Genomic DNA, 18,505 nt, shown 5'->3' with positions numbered 1-18,505 from the left:
TTTTTTGTTTTTCTATTATGAATTTGTTCTCTATCATAGATTGGTATTTTGCGCTCGGGCATGATATAGTCGAGCCGTATAATATAACCTTAGTATGCAGGAGGTACATATAACGATGACACAGCAAAATGCAGCATTTGAAGAACAATTTGGAGGGATTCCGGCCGTTTGGCTTCGTTTTAATCAGTTTGAAGCGGCAGTTATTCCTAGCGTGGGTGCCAACCTCGTTGCTTTTCGTGATACAGAAAAGGATTTTCGTTACTTGAGAGAACCGAATCAGGATCAGATGGATGAGTTTATGGCTGCACCTGCGGTCTATGGAATTCCGATTCTTTCTCCACCGAACCGTTATGAGGATGGACGCTTCCCCTGGAATGGTAAAGTCTATCAATTGCCTGTGAACGAACCGGCCACAGGTAACCATTTGCATGGATTTTTGCATGATGCCGAGTGGAAGGTTGAGGGATACGGTTCGGATCAGCTGGAGAGTTATGTGTTGCTTAGCCAGGATGTGAAAGAAGGGCATACATTCCATCAGTACCTGCCGTTTACGTTTACGGTGACGCTTCGTTACTCTTTGAGCAGCCAAGGACTTCAGCAACAATTGATCGTCCGCAACAACGGGACTGAATATATGCCGAATTTGTTTGCATTCCACACGGCGATTGCTGTACCTTTTGCACCGGACAGTCAAGCCTCGGATTACACGGCCAAAGTTACGATTGGACAACGTCGTGAATTGAACGAGCGTTCTCTGCCAACGGGACAATTTCAACCGCTTACACCTGAGGAAGAACAATTGAAGAAAGACGGGGTTAGTCCGTTCTTTGCTGCCATGGATAATCATTACACTGCGGAACCGCAGAATGGACGTAACTATATGGAACTTACGGACAACCGTACTGGAGACAAACTGGTATATGATGTGGGTACATCATACAAGCACTGGATGATCTGGAATAATAACATGGGTGGCGAATTCTTCTGTCCTGAACCACAGATGAACCTGGTTAACGCTCCTAATGTTGAAGGCATACCTGCAGAAGAAATCGGATTGATCGGTTTGGAACCAGGTGAACTATTCGAACAGAGCAGCCGATTGTATCCAATTGCGTCACAAAAATAATTTACGTTCATTTTGCGCTACGCTTACAATTTTGTCGAAAAGGTGAAAACCTGCTCGTAAATCATGTATAATATGACGAGATACACAAGCTTTGTAGAGACCCAAACCATCTTTTTGGAGGAGGACAAGCAAGTGGAATACCGCATTGAGAGAGATACGTTAGGCGAAATGAAAGTACCAGCCGACAGGCTGTGGGGAGCTCAGACGCAGCGCAGCAAGGAGAACTTCCCGATTGGCAATGAACATATGCCGATGGAAGTTATCCGTGCCCTTGCCATTTTGAAAAAAAGTGCTGCGGCCAGTAACCATAAATTAGGTAAATTATCTGCGGCTAAGTCCGATGCTATTGCTTATGCAGCAGACGAGATTATTGCAGGCCGAATTGATGACCATTTCCCACTGGTGGTATGGCAGACGGGAAGCGGAACACAATCCAATATGAACGTGAACGAAGTGATTGCCAATCTGGGGAACCAACTGCTGGAGCAAAAGGGCAAGGAAGAGCGTCTGCATCCAAATGATGATGTGAACATGTCCCAGAGCTCCAACGATACATTCCCAACGGCTCTGCATGTTGCAGGTGTTCTGGCTGTTGAGGATCAACTTTTGCCAGCAATCGCGGTATTGAAAGCCACTTTTGCAGACAAGTCGGATGCATTCAAGGATATTATCAAGATTGGACGTACCCACCTCCAGGATGCAACACCAATTACGCTTGGTCAGGAGATCAGTGGTTGGGAAGCCATGCTGGGCAAGAGTGAGCGTATGATCCGTGAAAGTGTACAGTATCTGAAGGAGCTTGCGATCGGCGGTACAGCTGTCGGAACGGGTATTAATGCGCATCCGGACTTTGGGGACTTCACTGCCAAGGAGATTGGCAAACATACGGGGAAAGATTTTGTATCTGCACCAAACAAATTCCACGCACTTACAAGTCATGATGAAGTTGTATATGCGCACGGTGCGGTTAAAGCGCTTGCAGCTGATTTGATGAAAATTGCCAATGATGTCCGCTGGTTGGCCAGTGGCCCTCGTAGTGGATTGGGCGAGATCCGTATTCCTGAGAATGAGCCAGGCAGCTCCATTATGCCGGGTAAAGTCAACCCAACTCAGAGCGAGGCCATTACTATGGTGGTTACGCAGGTCATGGGTAATGATGCAGCGATTGGTTTTGCGGCAAGTCAGGGTAATTTTGAACTGAATGTATTCAAACCGGTTATCATCTATAACTTCTTGCAATCCGTGCAACTCCTGGCGGACTCCATTATTGCGTTTAATGACAAGTGTGCCGTGGGTATTGAGCCTAATCTGGATCAGATTGAACATAATCTGAACAATTCGCTTATGCTGGTTACAGCGCTCAACCCGCATATTGGTTATGAGAATGCAGCCAAAATCGCGAAACTTGCACATAAAGAAGGTTTGTCTTTGAAACAGGCGACGTTACAAACGGGCCTGCTTACCGAAGAGCAATTTGATCAATATGTCGATCCAGCCAAAATGATCGCTCCAAAGGCCTAAAATCAGCCGAAATGAGCAATATAGATCACTGAAGAGGACGACCTGCACAAGCAGGTCGTTTTTCTTATGATTACCGATGAACTTAAAGCTTGTCAGACTATACGTATACATATAAACTACATATGCACCAGTTTTAATTTAATTATGGGATTCGTATATATTTGGAGGTTTCCGCGTTGTCAAAAACGAGAAGATTTACGATACGCTCCAAAATTTTATTGGGCTATCTTGTGGTTGTGCTTTTGTTTGGAGCTGTTCTGTTAGTGCTTACGGCCCAAATTAATGTGTTACAGAAGGAAAATGATTTTATCTCCCATCATGATCTGGAAGTGCATAATCTGACCAACGCGATTGAAAAAAATGTCTTGAACATGGAGACAGGACAGCGTGGATTCATGATTACAGGCAATGAAAGTTACTTGGAGCCTTATTCCCAAGGCCTATCCCAGTGGAGTTCCAACTATGATCAGTTGAATGCTCTCATTAGTGATAATCCTTCACAGCAGCAGAGTCTGCAAAGCATTAAAGCGCATATTACACGCTGGATTGAGATTGCCGGGGAGCCGTCGGTGGACTTGAAAAAGCAAGGGGATCAAGCGAAAGTTGTTGCATTCTTTCAATCTGATCCGGGTAAAACTGAAATTGATCTACTGCGCTCTCAACTTACAACCTTCCGTAATACAGAGATCGCTCTGACCGAGGCGAGGGTTACTGAACTTGCCAGACGTAGCTCCACACTGCTGACGATTATGTATACGCTGTGGGGTATTATTGCAGCATTATCCATTGTAGCCGCGATTGTGATATCCGGAAATATCGTCAAAACGTTGCGAGATGTTATGCAGACCATCAGTGATATCTCCAAAGGTGGAAACCTGAAGCAGCGAATTCAGGTGCGCACACATGATGAAGTGGGGGATCTGGGCCACGAAACCAACAAATTACTGGATGAAGTACAGGAACAGAATCGGGTCAAGGACCAGATTACAGGCATTGCCACACTCTTACAGAACCCGACCAATCTGGAAGGATTGTCCCGCTTGTTCCTGAACGAGCTTGCCGTGTTGTTTGAAGTTCCCTATAGCGTCTTATATTACTGGAAAGACAATCGACTGCTGCGCGTGGCTGCATATGCTGGGGATGGAGAGAAAGAACGTTCGCTCGGTAAAGTGTCGCTTGCTCCGGGTGAGGGGCTTGTAGGTCAAAGTGCTGTGGAGAAGCGAGTTTTACGCATGAATGATCTGCCCCAGAACTATATCCGAATCTCTTCGGGTCTTGGGTATACATCTGCCACATCACTTACTGTAGTACCGGTCCTCTTCGAAGGCAGAACGATTGCGGTAATCGAGCTTGCTTCAATGAAGCCGTTGCAAGAGAATGATATGAAGCTAATGCAAGAACTGACGGATATTTTTAGTGTTTCCCTACACTCTACCGTCACTCGCATGGAATTACAGCAATTATATGATGAGTCACAAGTTCTAAATGAAGAATTACAGGCACAATCGGAGAAACTTCAGGCTCAGACCGAAGAGATGTTGTCTCAGACGGAGGAACTGCAAATGCAGACCGAAGAACTTCATATGCTTAACGATCGTCTGGAAGTACAGAAGAGTGCTGCAGAGACATCAGCCAATGAACTTTCGGTTGTGGCAGATCAGTTACGAACGAGCTCGGGGTACAAATCCGAATTCTTGGCGAACATGTCCCATGAACTGCGGACACCGCTCAACAGCATGTTGATTTTATCTGAGATATTGTCTGAAAATAAAAATCAACACTTGAATAGTGAAGAGCAGAACTATGCTTCAGTCATTCACAAATCAGGAAAAGACCTGCTGAATCTGATCAATGATATTCTGGATCTATCCAAGGTGGAAGCCGGACAGATGGAAGTGGATTTCGATGATGTCTATCTGGGCAGTGTTCCTGAAGTTATGAACCAGTATTTCCTGAAAACAGCGGAACAGAAAAAAATAGATTTCCGAATTCAGCTCCAAAGTCCTTTACCGGAAACGATCGTGACGGATGAGATGAGATTGCATCAGATTCTCCGAAACCTGCTCTCAAACGCATTCAAGTTCACCAGTGAGGGTGAAGTTGCCTTAACCATCTCCAAAATGAGTCTGGCTCATCCTGAATTGAAAGATCAAGAGACCGACGTGATTGCTTTTTCCGTCAGTGATACAGGGATCGGAATTGCGGATAACAAACTCGTGCAGATCTTCGATGCTTTCAAACAGGCGGATGGAGCTACAGCACGTAAATACGGGGGAACCGGACTTGGCCTGTCTATTTCTCAATCGCTTGCGAATTTGCTGGGGGGTTCGATCTCGGCAACAAGTCGTGAGGGGCAGGGCAGCGTGTTCACGCTATTCCTGCCACTGCGAAGAGATGAACCTGAGACTATGAATGCATCGCGGTTGTTCCTGGATGAGGTGGCTACCACTACACCTGAGATCAATAAGCTTCCTTCAATCACTTCCGGACAATCGGATGTTTTATTGACACCTCTGGAAGAAGCGTTGCTCAGCGGACGCCAAGTACTTGTCGTTGATGATGATATACGTAATGTATATGCCCTGGCTAACGCCCTTGAGCAATACGGTATGAATGTCATTTCAGCGCAGAACGGGTACGAGTGTCTGGAATTGCTGGAGCGTGGAGGAGTCAAGCCTGATATCATCATGATGGATATTATGATGCCGGAACTGGATGGTTATGAGACAACTCGCCAGATCCGTGAACGACTTGGTCTGACTCAGCTTCCGATTATTGCGCTGACAGCCAAGGCCATGAAAGAGGATCGGGAGAAATGTATTGCAGCAGGTGCTTCGGACTATCTCAGCAAGCCATTGAATATCAAAGATGTATTATCCCGTATGAAATTATGGATGAATCACGAAACCATGGAAATCTGATCTAAAAACCTATGCCGATTACAGGAAAGTGCGCTGTAATTAGGTCATAGGTTTTATTTTTTTGCCGTGTAAGCTTTATTCAGAAAATTGATGTTATAATACTTAACAACAAATAAAAGTTGAATGCATAAATATGGATTTAATTAGAAAAACAATGCAAAATATAGTTTCGTTAACCAGAATGACATAACATTGTGTTATATATATGGGAGGTAGTGTCCATGCAACTTACGGTTAAAGAGGCTTTACAGGTGTACCCGTTGTCAGAGGCCAAACTGGTTGCGGGTGGAGAAGGGACTTCACGGATGATGAAATCCGTTAACGTCATGGACGCTCCTGATATCGCGGATTGGATCAAATCCGGAGAAATGTTGTTCACCACCGCTTTTATTATGAAAGACAGTGAGACGGATGCACTACGTTTGATGCGACGTTTGAATGAACGCGGCTGCGCAGGACTCGGCATCAAGCTGGGACGTTTCTGGCAGTCCATTCCCCAAGGTATTGTCGAGGAAGCTGATCGACTTCGTTTGCCACTGCTTGAGCTCCCCTTTCAATTCACCTTCTCCGACCAGATGAATGCCTTGTTCAAGGCTGAACATGAACGTAGCAACCGTTTGTTGCATGAGGTTGTGCAAAAGCAGAAAAAATTAATGCAGTTTGCGCTGCAACAGCAGCCACATCGGAATGTGTTTGCCGAACTTGCCACGGTGCTGAACTATCCGCTTGCCGTCATTGGTTCACGTGGGCATGTGCTGTATGGTAGTGAAGGCATTGCAGGGGATGCTGTAACCCAAGGCTGGCCTTGGAAATCTGTCATGCACCGGGTGAAATGGAATCAGGGAAGTTGTCATCGCGTACCCATCAAGCAAAATGATGAAGAGTACGGGTCGTTGCTTGTGTTTACGGATTCAGCCCTATCGCTTCGAGCAGAGGAAGAGCTGTTTCAACAGGCTGCCGATGTGCTGGCATTTTATATGGATATGACTTATCGCGAGCATATTAATCCGACCGTGCAAGATGAGATGCGTACACTGCTTTCACAGTATCTGGATAACAAAATGACTGTTCAGGAATTGACCACTTTGAGTGAAAACAAAGGTGTACATCTGTTCCAGGGAACCTATCAGTGCGTATTGATTACACTTGAGCCGACTCTGTTTGCCGAGGGAAAGCTACTTAAACAGATTCATCGTGAGTTGCAATACAATCCGCTGATGCAATTCACGGCCTCACAGCATTTTCAGATTGAGGATGGCATTCTGTCCATCTACACCTGTCCAACAGGGCGAGATTATGGAGAGGAGCTGTCGAGTTTTCTGTTGAGCCGTTTCGGTGATGTTCTGGCAGCCCAAGAAGCGAAAGGGGCACCGGCTCCACGCTTCTGGATCAGCAAAATGAAACATGAGCCCAAATCGCTCCGTGAAGCATACCAGGAGTGTCTGGATACTCGACAACTGGCTCGTCGATTCGGCATGAAAGACCGTGCGTTGCAATTTGAAATGCTTGAATTTGCCTATGTGTTTCAACACGTACCGGATAACATCATGGAGAACTACTGCAACAAAGTACTTGAACCGTTACTTGCCAGGGACGGTGACCCCAATCAGGTATTGATGAATACATTGGAGTCCTTTATCGAAAATGATGGACTGATCAATGAAGCTGCCAAACAACTGTTTGTGCATCGCAACACGGTCACTTATCGGATGGAGAAAGTCGGCAGCTTGCTGCAAATGGACTTTAAGAAAACGAATGATCTGCTTAAGTTAAAGCTGGTATTCACCTTCCGCAAGTTCGTGCGGGACAAAGCAGCTGCAAGACCGCACAATGTCCAACTCTAGACCGCAAATTGTGCAACATGACAATGCTAGCGGGTTAGACCCCCAAGAACCGCATTCCGTTGATGGAGTGCGGTTTTTTCATGTTTGAGGACAACAAAAGCTGATCTTCCCGTGCACAGCAAACAAATCACAACTCTGATGTTATGTTATATTACAAAATTGCGTAAATATTGTTGTCGCGACATTGAACGGCACTTAGAATGAAGAACAATAATCCACAACAGACCGGAGGTTCTAACATGAGCGACTTAATTAAACTTGTTAACAACTGGTCTATCACACAGTTTGTGCATGCGTTTGGCGGCTTATTTGAGGAATCACCATGGGTGGCTGAGCGTTCCGGGCTTTCACGACCTTTTGATTCATTTGAACAGATGATGAAAGTGATGAAAACCGTGGTTCAGGCATCGGATGAACAGGTGAAGTTGCAGTTGCTTCGAAATCACCCGGATCTTGGAGCACGAATCAGCATGAGCAGCAACTCCGTTCAGGAGCAGGCTGGTGCAGGGCTGGATTCACTTTCACAAGAACAATTCAACGAAATTCAACAATTAAACAAAGTATATACAAGCCAATTTGGCTTTCCATTCATATTGGCCGTTAAAGGCCATACCGCAAGTTCCGTCCTCGAATCCATGCGGCAACGTCATCGCCGAGGCAGGGAAGAAGAATTCGAGACTGCAATGAAGGAAGTATTCAAAATTGCGGGCATTCGTTTGGAGCAGTGGCTTGCACAGATCGGTCATGAACATGAGTTCGTGAGCAAGCCAGCCACAGTGCAGCAGCGGACGATGTATTACGGCAAAGGGGATGTGTGGATGTACCGTTCCTACGCCAAACCGTTGACGGGTATCCAGTCCATTCCGGAATCTCCTTTTATGGGACGCAGCAATATTCTGTTTGGATTGAACATCAAGGTGGCTGTGCAGGGGGATGAATTCTTGCCTTCTTTTGCAGAAGGGGATAATTCGCTGGTGGTCGCAACCGATTCGATGAAAAATTTCATTCTCAAACATGCAGCGGACTACACAGGGGCGACGGTGGAAGGATTTCTTGCGCTGGTAAGTCGGCGTTTCCTGGAGACGTATCCGCAGATGAGCAAGGTTCAGATGACAGCGGACCAGATTCCGTTTGAAGATATACCCATTGGATTAGAAGGAAGTTATCGACCGAGTGCGCTCGTATTTCGTTATTCGCAGAATGATCGGGCGACAGCTGCCGTGGAAGCAGAACGATCAGGAGACTCGATTGAACTAAGCAACCATTTCAGTGGTGTAGCCGATCTGAGACTGATCAAGGTCAAAGGCAGTGAATTTGCCGGCTTTATGCAGGATGAATATACCACTCTTCCAGAGACATGGGATCGACCGTTATTTATTTTCCTGAATATCAATTGGCGTTATGAAGACCCGAGAGATGGCATGGACGATCAGCGTGGACGGTATGTAGCGGCGGAACAGGTCAGAGATTTGGCTGCTGCGGTATTTCATGAGTGTCGATCCGCTTCCATTCAACATCTGATCTACCAGATTGGACGAAGGTTGTTAAGTCGATTTGAGCAACTGAGTGAGGTTTCATTTGAGTCCAACAACCGGACATGGGAGACAGTGCTGGAGGAAGTGAAAGAGGGGGAAGGCAAAGTGTTTACCGAGCCGAGACCGCCATATGGATTCCAGGGTTTCTCGATGACAAGGGATGATCTGGGAGCAGACGGCCGTGACTCCGGGAAAGCAGGTGACGTCTAATGGCGCTGTCTGATGGACGAATTACAACTCATGTGCTGGATACATCCAAAGGCGTGCCTGCTGCGGGTGTTCGGATCGAGCTGTATACCCTGAAGAGGGATGGAAAACAGGAAAACAAGATAAAAGTGGCTGAGTCGGTGACCAATGCGGATGGGCGTTTGGATGCACCGCTGCTGGATGGAGGCAAGTTGGAGTCAGCCATATATGAACTTCAATTCCATGTCGAGAGTTATTACGCACAGCGTTCGTTGGAGGAGCTAGGCCAGGCATTATGGACGATTGTTCCGATTCGTTTTGCTGTATCTGATGCATCAAGCCATTATCATATTCCGTTATTGATTGCTCCAGGAGGTTACAGTACATACCGGGGAAGCTGAACATGCACACATCCGGTTCTGATTCAGGGGGAGGGTCATCCACATGACAACATTTGATACCATCATCCGGGGGGCCCGGGTGGTGCTGAGAGATCGGGTAGAGCAACTGGATATTGGCATTACTGGTGAAAAAATAACGGAACTATCCACGCGGCTGGCCGCTGGCGAAGCGACTAGAATTATAGAAGCTGAGGGGCTAACAGTGATGCCGGGTGTCGTGGACATTCATGTACACTTCAATGAACCCGGACTCGCCAGTTGGGAGGGATTTCGATCGGGTTCGGCAGCTCTTGCCGCAGGGGGAATCACGACCTATGTCGATATGCCGCTTAACGGCGTACCACCAACCACAAGGCCGGAAGCATGGGAGATGAAAAAGAAAGCAGCCGCAGACCAATCCTATGTTGATTATGCGTTCTGGGGAGGTTTGGTTCCCGGCAATCGTGAGGAACTTGCTCCACTGGCAGGGTTGGGTGCTGCCGGATTCAAGGCATTTATGTCTGAGCCGGGAGGCGAAGGGGAAGACATCTTTGCCAGAGCCGATGACCACACGCTATTGGATGGGATGCATGAAATTGCAACATTAAACCGTGTGCTGGCACTTCATGCAGAGGACGAAGGCATGGTTGCCCAACTCGGTGCAAAAAGCATTGCAGAAGGAAGGACTGAAGCGATGGATTATGTCCGGTCCCGACCTGTGGAAGCTGAAGTCATTGCCGTTGCCCGGGCGTTGCAATATGGTAAACAGACTAGGTGTGCGCTGCATTTTGTGCATATTAGCACCCGGGAAGCACTGGACTTGATTGCAGCGGCTAAACGGCGTGGGCAGGATGTCACTTCGGAGACATGCCCTCATTATCTGACGCTGATTGATCAGGATGTGGTCCGATTGGGTGCCGTAGCGAAATGCGCTCCACCGCTTCGCAGCTCTTCCGAACAGGAGCTGTTATGGGATGCACTGACGTCAGGATTAATTGATGTTATTGCTTCAGACCATTCTCCATGTCCGCCATCCATGAAACAATCCGATAACTTTTTTGAAATCTGGGGCGGTATATCCGGGGCGCAAAGCACACTGCTGATCATGCTGGAGGACGGACATCTTCAGCGTAATATCGACCTCCCGTTGCTCGGAAGAGTGCTCTCCCTGCAACCTGCCAGAAGGCTTGGTCTGGAAAGCAAAGGAGAGATTGCAGTTGGCATGGATGCAGATCTGGTCCTGATTGATTGGGAGAGAAGCACAAGCCTGAACACGGAGGATCTGCTCTATACGCATCAACAGAGTCCTTATGTGGGACGTACTTTTAACTGTCAGATTGCAGACGTATTTTGCCGTGGGCAGCGTGTTTACAACTCGGAATCCGGATTATCTCCTGTGCCTCTCGGGCAACACATTGCGGCTTACTCTTCGAGTCCCATCGAAGCGGGAACGGAGGAGACGCCATGACGGAGTCTGGAGTATACCGGTCATCCGGTACCAATAACGCACCTCTTCCTTTGCCAGACGTGGAACAGGTGGAGCTGCAAGCCATGCTTGACTGGCTGTCGACATATGGTACGGATGCACAGGGCGGCGTCACACGACTGTTGTATGACTCGGCTTGGTGTGAAGCACAAGGTGCCCTTGTAGCCAAAATGCAGGAGAAAGGGCTGTCTCCCGAATTTGACCAGTCCGGTAATCTGTATGGCACACTCAAGAGTGAGGGTAAGGAATCAGCGATTGGTGCTGAAGAATTACCGATTGTGACCGGATCACATATTGATACGGTGGTGTATGGCGGCAAATATGATGGTGCTTACGGTGTGGTGGCTGGTGTTCTTGCTTTGGAGTATTTACAGAAGCATTTTGGAGCACCGAAGCGCACACTTCAAGTGGTATCGTTATGCGAAGAAGAGGGAAGCCGATTCCCTTTTGCGTATTGGGGTTCACGCAGTATAACAGGAATGACGACTCTGGAAGATGTAGAGCATCTGAAGGATCAAGACGGCGTTACCTTTGCACAAGCGATCCGCGATGCAGGCTTTGGACCTGATAGTGCATATAGACCTGCCGCGAAAAATTACGGTGCCTTTATTGAGCTTCACATTGAGCAAGGTCAGGTTCTGGAACGTCTTGGACATTCGATTGGAGTTGTATCCGATATCGTAGGTCAGAAACGGTTTAGTATTACCGTTAGCGGAGAAGCGAATCACGCAGGAACGACGCCGATGTCTTGGCGCAAGGATGCACTTGCCGGAGCAGCCGAGATGATTACTGCGGTAAGAAGTATCGCATTGGAAGCAGGAGAACCACTGGTAGCCACGGTTGGGCGAATCACAGCCGATCCGGGTGTTGGGAATGTGGTTGCAGCACGGGCGGTATTTTCATTGGATATCCGCCATATCCGGCAGGAGAGTATTGATCGCTGCTGGCAGGATATGCTCCAGGTATTTAGTCGTATCGCAGCCGAGCAGCAGCTCGGATTGGATTGGGAAGAGCATCTATCCGTCACACCCATTCCCATGAACGTGCAGATGATCTCGGACATTCAGGATACCTGTGAGCAGGAGCAGTTGTCCTACTGGTTAATGCCAAGCGGCGCGGGACATGATTCGCAGATTTTTCAGCCGGCTTGTCCAACGGCCATGATTTTTGTGCCGAGTCAGGACGGTATCAGTCATAATCCACTTGAATATACAGCTGAGGCAGACCTGATGCACGGTTTTCGGGTTCTGGTCCGGCTACTCTATAAATACGGTTACGGGAGTTGAATGCAGATGTCCAACTATAAAGAGTTATCTCCGTCCTTGCGGACCATTATGACCCCGGGCCCCGTTGAGGTTGATCCACGTGTACTCAGAGCATTATCCTTTCCGATCCTGGGTCAGTTTGACCCGGAGTTCACATCCTTGATGAACGAGACGATGGCGATGCTGCGAGAGTTATATATGACAGATAACGAGTGGTGTTATCCAGTCGACGGTACATCCCGTTCAGGGATAGAAGCTGTGTTGGTCAGTCTGATCCAGCCCGGTGACAAAGTTCTCGTCCCGATCTATGGGCGATTCGGACATCTGCTGGTTGAAATCTCGGAACGCTGTGGTGCCGAGGTTGTCTTTTTTGAAACGGAATGGGGAACGGTATTTGATCCAGAAGAAGTGATCAAGGCGATTCATACCCATAAACCAAGTCTGGTTGCGATGGTTCATGGTGAGACTTCCACCGGACAGATGCAACCCCTTGCCGAGATTGGCAAAGCCTGTCGCGATCTTGATATTTTACTCGTTGTAGATGCTGTGGCTACCATTGGTGGGACTTCGGTGGAGACGGATGCGTGGCATCTGGATGCGGTAATGGGTGGTACGCAGAAATGCCTGTCTGTTCCTTCAGGGATGGCACCTCTCACATACAACAGTCGAGTGGAGCAGAAACTGATGAGCCGCAAAACAGTTGAACGCGGACTGCGAGATGCAACCAGTGCGAGGGCAGAAGGCCGCACGATTGCCAGCAATTATTTTGACCTGAGCCAATTGCAGGATTACTGGAGTTCAGCACGGTTGAACCACCATACAGAAGCTACCTCCATGCTCTACGGTCTTCACGAAGGATTACGTATTCTGCTGCAAGAAGGATTGGAGGCAAGGTTCCAGAGACATCTGGTGAATGAACGTGCGTTGGTTGCTGGAATTCAAGGAATGGGACTACAGTTGTATGGGGATATGTCCAGTAAACTTCCGGTGGTTACTTGTATCACGATTCCGGAGGGGATCGATGGTGAGTCGGTGCGCAGCATGTTGCTGAACGATTTCAGCATTGAGATAGCCAGTTCATTTGGACCGTTGAAAGGGCAGATCTGGCGGATCGGTACAATGGGATTCAGCTGCCAACGCAAGAACGTACTTCATGTGCTGGGAGCGCTGGAAGCTGTTCTTCTCCGTCATCGTCATGTACTACCTGCCGGTGAAGCAGTGCAGGCCGCATTGGATGTGTATGCAGGGAAGGAGGGTGCCTTATGTTAAACCAGATGCCAATCTCCAGAGAGGTTATGGTCACCTCTCCTCATTATCTAGCGAGTGCAGTTGGAAGTTCTATCCTCCAGCAGGGCGGTAATGCTTATGATGCCGCTGTTGCGGTCAGTGCAGCTCTGGGTGTGGTATATCCGCATATGACCGGACTTGGCGGGGATGCCTTCTTCCTGATTCATGACGGAGCCAGCCGTGAGATTACCGCCTATAACGGAAGTGGCCGCTCAGCCGCAGGCATTCATGCCGATACGTTCAAAGCGATGGGCATGAGTGCCATCCCTCAGCGCGGTGTGCTTAGTGCCATTACGGTTCCGGGAATGGTGGATGCATGGTGGGAAGTCTGGTCACGGTACGGTAAGTTACCGTGGGAGCAGTTGCTTGAACCTGCCGCGCAGTATGCGGAAAAAGGATGCCCTGTATCCCGGAATCTCCGCTTGTGGATGGAAAGGGATGAAGATTTCATTATGGGCCATACACCGCTGCGAGCGGTATTTGCGCCTTTGGGTACACTTTTGCAGGAAGGTGAGCTGCTGATCCAGCCTGATCTTGCTGCCTCCATTCGTCTGATTCAGACGGAAGGGCGAGATACTTTTTATACAGGAGAACTCGCGGATCGTCTGACTTCAGCTATTCGTGAGGATGGGGGCATGCTTGCCCCAGCAGACTTTGCAGGCCATCGGGGCGAGTGGGTGAAACCGGTCAGTACGGGGTATCGTGGCTATGAAGTTCATCAGATGCCGCCCAACTCGCAGGGATTCTCGATGCTGATGATGTTAAATATGCTGGAGCATACGGATCTGTCCTCTGTAGCACGTACCTCACCGGAATTCTATCATCTGATGGCGGAAGTGGTGAAAAAGGCGTTTCGTGATCGTGATCGTTATCTGACTGACCCGGATTTCAGGGATATTCCGCTGGATCATCTGTTATCGAAGGGTTATGGAGACCAACTGTGGAATGAGATTCAGTCTGCTCCACCTGTGGCACAGCCGTTTTTGTCCAAAACGATAGGTCAGGACACGGCGTATGCAGCGGTTGTTGATAGCGAAGGCAATGCCGTTTCATTCATCCAAAGCCTGTATTTTGACTTCGGTGCAGCGTATGTTCCGGGGGATACGGGGGTTATCATGCAGAACCGGGGGTCGTTTTTCTCCTTAGATCCGAGGGATGCCAACGTTCTGGAACCCAATAAACGCTCATTCCACACCCTCATGCCGGGCCTTGTTACACGAGATGGCAAACCTTATATGCTCGTGGGTACACAGGGGGGAGAAGGGCAGCCGCAGACACAATTATCTGTGCTTACCGGAGTGCTTGATTATGGGCTGAACATTCAGGAAGCAATTAGCCTGCCGCGTTGGGTGTATGGACGTACCTGGGGCGAAGAAGGCGATACGATGCGTGTGGAGAACCGATATCACGATGACGTATGTGCAACCCTTGCCCAATGGGGACATAACGTTGAAGCGAGAGCGCCGTGGGACGGCATTATGGGACAGTCGCAAGGCATTGTCATTCGTGAGGACGGCATGATTAGTGGCGCAGCAGACCCTAGAGGTGATGGTATGGCTATTGGATGGTAACAGACAGTGAGCGGAAGGTTAATCTGTCTTTGGAGTGCAAGTGTAAATATGTATGAGTTGTAATATATAGACAGACACAGATAGGGGAGATTGGCATGGGAACGATCCTGCTGAAAGGTGCACAGCTTGTGACGATGAATGCAGAAGAGGAAGTGTTCATTGGAGATCTGTTGATCGAGGATAATAAAATCAAGGAGATTGCAGCGCACATCGACATGCAAGCTGACCAAGTCATTGATGCTCGTGGTAAAGTGCTGTTGCCAGGTTTCATCCAGACGCATATTCATCTGTGTCAGACCTTGTTCCGTGGACGTGCGGATGATCTGGAACTGATGGATTGGCTCCGTCAACGTATCTGGCCGCTGGAAGCAGCGCATGATGAGGAGTCCGTGTATTATTCGGCAATGCTTGGACTCGGCGAATTGATCTCCAGCGGAACCACGACCATTCTGGATATGGAGACGGTACATCACACGGACTCGGCGTTTCAGGCGATGGCACAGAGCGGCATCCGGGTCATCTCTGGCAAAGTGATGATGGATCATGGAGACGAAGTTCCGGAACCCCTGCGTGAGGATACAGCAACTTCGCTACAACAGAGTGTGGATCTGCTGGAGAAATGGAACGGGTTTGGCGGAGGTCGCATTCAGTATGCTTTCTGTCCACGCTTCGTTGTATCGTGTACCGAAGAATTGCTGGTAGAGGTGCGCGACCTGTCGAATAAATATCATGTCAAAGTCCACACCCATGCCTCCGAGAATCGCGGAGAGATTGAACTGGTAGAACACGAACGCGGAATGCGTAACATCGTATACCTCGATCATATCGGTCTGGCTACCCCAAGATTGGTGCTGGCCCACTGTGTATGGCTGAGTGAGGAAGAGAAGGAGATCATCCGCAAGCGCGGTGTCAAAGTCACTCACTGTCCTGGATCAAATATGAAACTTTCCTCCGGGGTAGCAGATATTCCGGATCTACTGAATCGGCAGATCGCGGTTGGGATTGGGGCAGATGGTGCCGCATGCAACAATAATCTGGATATGTTTCAGGAGATGCGCCTGACGGCCCTGATGCAGAAGATTCCTCATGGTCCAACGGTGATGGATGCTCGGACCGTATTACGCATGGCTACGATGGGCGGTGCAGAGGTGCTTGGCTTGTCGAAGGAAATTGGCAGTCTCGAAGTGGGCAAAAAGGCAGATATGCTGTTGCTGGATCTGGATGATTTCCACACGTACCCTTCCTATGAGACGGATGTCTATTCCCGCGTAGTGTATTCCGCAACACGTAGCTGTGTGGATACCGTTATTATTGACGGAAGTATCGTGCTCAAGAATCGTAAGATTCAGACGATTGATCGTGGCATTGTGCTGCGTGAGTCGGATAAGAGTATTGCAAGATTGATGAAACGTATCTGATCGAAGGAAGTTTATGCAATTCCAGAAAGGATGGAGACCGCTATGGAAATGCATGATCTGTGTGCAATTGCAGCCCGTGAAACGCGCTGCGTGCTCGCAACAGCGATTAAGGTAGAGGGTCATGCTTACCGTAAGCAGGGAGTCTCTATGCTGTTGACTGAGGATGGCAAAATGGTTGGCAGTATCAGTCCGGGATGTCTGGAGAGTGATCTTCAGGCCCGGGTGAGCCATGTGCTGGATACGAAGCAGATGGAATTCGCGGAATACGACATGCGTCCCGAGGATGATCTGTCCTGGGGTGAGACGATTGGCTGCGGCGGACTCGTTGTTGTGTTGCTTGAACCCGTGTGTGGTGAACTCCGATATACGTTGCAGAAGATGCAAGAGTGTTTTCAATCCGGCGTTGCAACAGCGTTAACCCGAACGTTCCAAGATGGTTACACAAGGGTTCGATATGGCTGGAGACGGATTGAACCAACGGGTCCCCGGCGCCAGCCAATCTTGCGTCCTTCGCTCGTCCTACCTCATGATCGCGTGACGAACAATAATCCAGCTTCATTGCAGGTTGATGTACAACACAGCAGTGGTAATATCAAGCATGAACATACGGCATTAAAACAATATTCTCCCGACATACCTCGCCTTACGCTTGTGCCTGAAGTGGTACCTGTTTTGTCAAACGAATCTCACTCTTCCCATCTATCCGGTGATTCACAACATATCTCTGAGTCTGATGCTGAAATAGCGACAAACAACACGGTTTCAACGAATCCCTGGGACCTCCCGCAGCAACTTACTTCGCTGTACACGCCTAAACCTCGCCTGATTATCATCGGAGCCGGGAATGATGTTATTCCTGTTGCCAGACTCGCCGAATCCGCAGGATTCCGAGTAGTCGTAGCCGATTGGCGAGAGTCCTTATGCACCTCGGAACGATTCCCTGAAGCTGAACTGGTAATGGGTTTCCCACGTGAGATTATGCCTTTGTTAAACGTAAACAACGGAGATTATTTGATTTTAATGAGTCACAATTTTCCCCGCGAACGTGAACTGTTGGAGATGGTAGTGGACTGTGAGTACGCGTATCTTGGCATCATGGGTTCCAAAACACGAACAGTCCGTCTGCTGGATGGCTTACCACCGTTGAAATATGTGCATTCTCCCGTTGGTTTGAGCATCGGAGCAGACGGTCCCGAACAGATCGCCATCAGCATTGTAGCGGAATTGATCGCATGTAAACATAAGGTTTCTTCCTTGAGTTCTGAGGTGCAGAGGGGGAGCGTTGCACATGCGAATGACGGGCATAGTTCTGGCAGCAGGTAAGAGTCGTCGCCTTGGTCGGGATAAACTCTCGGTTGTCATGCCTGACGGAAGGTCACTGGCTGCATGGTCATTGGAAGCTGCGTTGAATTCGGAGCTAGATCAAGTGGTCTGTGTGGTCAAACCGGAAGATTCGCTGGCATGGCTACCTGTAAAATGGTTTGATTCTGCCACGTATGTCTATCATCCCACAGCGAGACTTCGAATTGTGGTCTGTGCTGACTATGCCTGCGGTATGGCCAATTCGCTTCATTCTGGCGTGTTGTCCGCCATGGAGTACAAACCGGAGGGCATCCTCATGTTACTGGGCGATCAGCCTTTATTACAAGCACAGGATATTAATTTGGTGACCACAGCACTGGCTACCCACAAGCTGTGTGATTATGTCGCAGCTACCGACGGTGAGGGAGGTAAACCGCCCGTTGCTTTTCGCTCCCATATGTTCGGACCTCTGTTATCCTTGCATGGAGATGAGGGGGCACGTAAGATTATGCGCAGCGCTAACTATTCAGGTGTACATGTACCACTGTCTGAGACTAGTTTCTGGGATGCGGATACAGAACCGGAATTGGAACGCATTCTGAGTCATGTATATGAATCACAGCAGACAGACTAAATAACAGGAGAAGATTATTAACTATGTAT

At 48.7% G+C, this 18,505-nt stretch carries 13 protein-coding genes; all 13 read left to right on the top strand.

Translation table 11 applies throughout. From position 1 onward, the window contains the following. Positions 1-115 precede the first annotated feature (115 nt). The 13 genes from NSQ20_RS18475 to NSQ20_RS18415 all read left to right on the top strand — a co-directional run bounded on the left by NSQ20_RS18475 (position 116) and on the right by NSQ20_RS18415 (position 18,476). A complete protein-coding gene (locus NSQ20_RS18475; protein WP_340030536.1) occupies positions 116-1,126 on the top strand; it encodes an aldose 1-epimerase in 1,011 nt (336 codons plus the stop codon). Between the two features lie 132 nt (positions 1,127-1,258). Then, the gene (gene fumC, locus NSQ20_RS18470) at positions 1,259-2,647 is read left to right on the top strand and encodes a class II fumarate hydratase (protein ID WP_282321144.1); all 1,389 of its coding nucleotides are present in this window, start codon (positions 1,259-1,261) and stop codon (positions 2,645-2,647) included. A gap of 176 nt (positions 2,648-2,823) precedes the next feature. After that, the gene (locus NSQ20_RS18465; RefSeq protein ID WP_340030535.1) at positions 2,824-5,568 is read left to right on the top strand and encodes a CHASE3 domain-containing protein; all 2,745 of its coding nucleotides are present in this window, start codon (positions 2,824-2,826) and stop codon (positions 5,566-5,568) included. 221 nt (positions 5,569-5,789) lie between these two features. Next, positions 5,790-7,412, top strand: coding sequence for a PucR family transcriptional regulator (locus NSQ20_RS18460; RefSeq protein WP_036613758.1), 1,623 nt, complete (start codon positions 5,790-5,792; stop codon positions 7,410-7,412). 239 nt (positions 7,413-7,651) lie between these two features. After that, positions 7,652-9,157: a factor-independent urate hydroxylase gene (gene pucL, locus NSQ20_RS18455; protein ID WP_338706245.1), complete on the top strand. Its 1,506-nt coding sequence runs from the start codon at positions 7,652-7,654 to the stop codon at positions 9,155-9,157. After that, positions 9,157-9,534, top strand: coding sequence for a hydroxyisourate hydrolase (gene uraH, locus NSQ20_RS18450; RefSeq protein WP_338706243.1), 378 nt, complete (start codon positions 9,157-9,159; stop codon positions 9,532-9,534). Before pucL ends, uraH begins: the two co-directional genes overlap by 1 nt. A 43-nt stretch (positions 9,535-9,577) precedes the next feature. Further along, positions 9,578-10,981: an allantoinase AllB gene (gene allB, locus NSQ20_RS18445; RefSeq protein ID WP_338706242.1), complete on the top strand. Its 1,404-nt coding sequence runs from the start codon at positions 9,578-9,580 to the stop codon at positions 10,979-10,981. Continuing rightward, positions 10,978-12,285 (top strand): Zn-dependent hydrolase, encoded by a 1,308-nt coding sequence (locus tag NSQ20_RS18440; RefSeq protein ID WP_340030534.1) that lies wholly within the window; start codon positions 10,978-10,980, stop codon positions 12,283-12,285. The genes allB and NSQ20_RS18440 overlap by 4 nt, the downstream gene beginning before the upstream one ends. Positions 12,286-12,291: 6 nt before the next feature. Continuing rightward, positions 12,292-13,533 carry an alanine--glyoxylate aminotransferase family protein gene (locus NSQ20_RS18435; protein WP_340030533.1) on the top strand — a complete coding sequence of 414 codons (1,242 nt, stop codon included), beginning with the start codon at positions 12,292-12,294 and terminating at the stop codon, positions 13,531-13,533. Then, complete coding sequence (gene ggt, locus NSQ20_RS18430) at positions 13,527-15,122, top strand: gamma-glutamyltransferase (protein ID WP_338706239.1); 1,596 nt, start codon at positions 13,527-13,529, stop codon at positions 15,120-15,122. The genes NSQ20_RS18435 and ggt overlap by 7 nt, the downstream gene beginning before the upstream one ends. Before the next feature lie 95 nt (positions 15,123-15,217). Further along, a complete protein-coding gene (locus NSQ20_RS18425) occupies positions 15,218-16,540 on the top strand; it encodes a 5'-deoxyadenosine deaminase (RefSeq protein WP_047843321.1) in 1,323 nt (440 codons plus the stop codon). A 42-nt stretch (positions 16,541-16,582) separates the two neighbouring features. Beyond that, entirely contained in the window at positions 16,583-17,863 is a 1,281-nt protein-coding gene (locus NSQ20_RS18420; RefSeq protein ID WP_340030531.1) for an XdhC family protein, read from the top strand. Then, positions 17,829-18,476 (top strand): nucleotidyltransferase family protein, encoded by a 648-nt coding sequence (locus NSQ20_RS18415; RefSeq protein ID WP_340030530.1) that lies wholly within the window; start codon positions 17,829-17,831, stop codon positions 18,474-18,476. The genes NSQ20_RS18420 and NSQ20_RS18415 overlap by 35 nt, the downstream gene beginning before the upstream one ends. Positions 18,477-18,505: the final 29 nt, after the last annotated feature.

The sequence above is a fragment of the Paenibacillus sp. FSL K6-1122 genome (genome assembly GCF_037977015.1).
Lineage (GTDB): Bacteria > Bacillota > Bacilli > Paenibacillales > Paenibacillaceae > Paenibacillus > Paenibacillus amylolyticus.
Note: the sequence above shows the minus strand (reverse complement) of the source record. Positions and strands in the feature narration are given on the sequence as shown.

Excerpts from the sequence above, each read along its gene's own strand:
- NSQ20_RS18425 (WP_047843321.1), top strand. The coding sequence starts at position 15,218 with ATGGGAACGATCCTGCTGAAAGGTGCACAGCTTGTGACGATGAATGCA.
- NSQ20_RS18475 (WP_340030536.1), top strand. The coding sequence starts at position 116 with ATGACACAGCAAAATGCAGCATTTGAAGAACAATTTGGAGGGATTCCG.
- NSQ20_RS18415 (WP_340030530.1), top strand. The coding sequence starts at position 17,829 with ATGCGAATGACGGGCATAGTTCTGGCAGCAGGTAAGAGTCGTCGCCTT.
- ggt (WP_338706239.1), top strand. The coding sequence starts at position 13,527 with ATGTTAAACCAGATGCCAATCTCCAGAGAGGTTATGGTCACCTCTCCT.
- uraH (WP_338706243.1), top strand. The coding sequence starts at position 9,157 with ATGGCGCTGTCTGATGGACGAATTACAACTCATGTGCTGGATACATCC.
- allB (WP_338706242.1), top strand. The coding sequence starts at position 9,578 with ATGACAACATTTGATACCATCATCCGGGGGGCCCGGGTGGTGCTGAGA.
- pucL (WP_338706245.1), top strand. The coding sequence starts at position 7,652 with ATGAGCGACTTAATTAAACTTGTTAACAACTGGTCTATCACACAGTTT.
- NSQ20_RS18435 (WP_340030533.1), top strand. The coding sequence starts at position 12,292 with ATGTCCAACTATAAAGAGTTATCTCCGTCCTTGCGGACCATTATGACC.
- NSQ20_RS18440 (WP_340030534.1), top strand. The coding sequence starts at position 10,978 with ATGACGGAGTCTGGAGTATACCGGTCATCCGGTACCAATAACGCACCT.
- NSQ20_RS18460 (WP_036613758.1), top strand. The coding sequence starts at position 5,790 with ATGCAACTTACGGTTAAAGAGGCTTTACAGGTGTACCCGTTGTCAGAG.
- NSQ20_RS18420 (WP_340030531.1), top strand. The coding sequence starts at position 16,583 with ATGGAAATGCATGATCTGTGTGCAATTGCAGCCCGTGAAACGCGCTGC.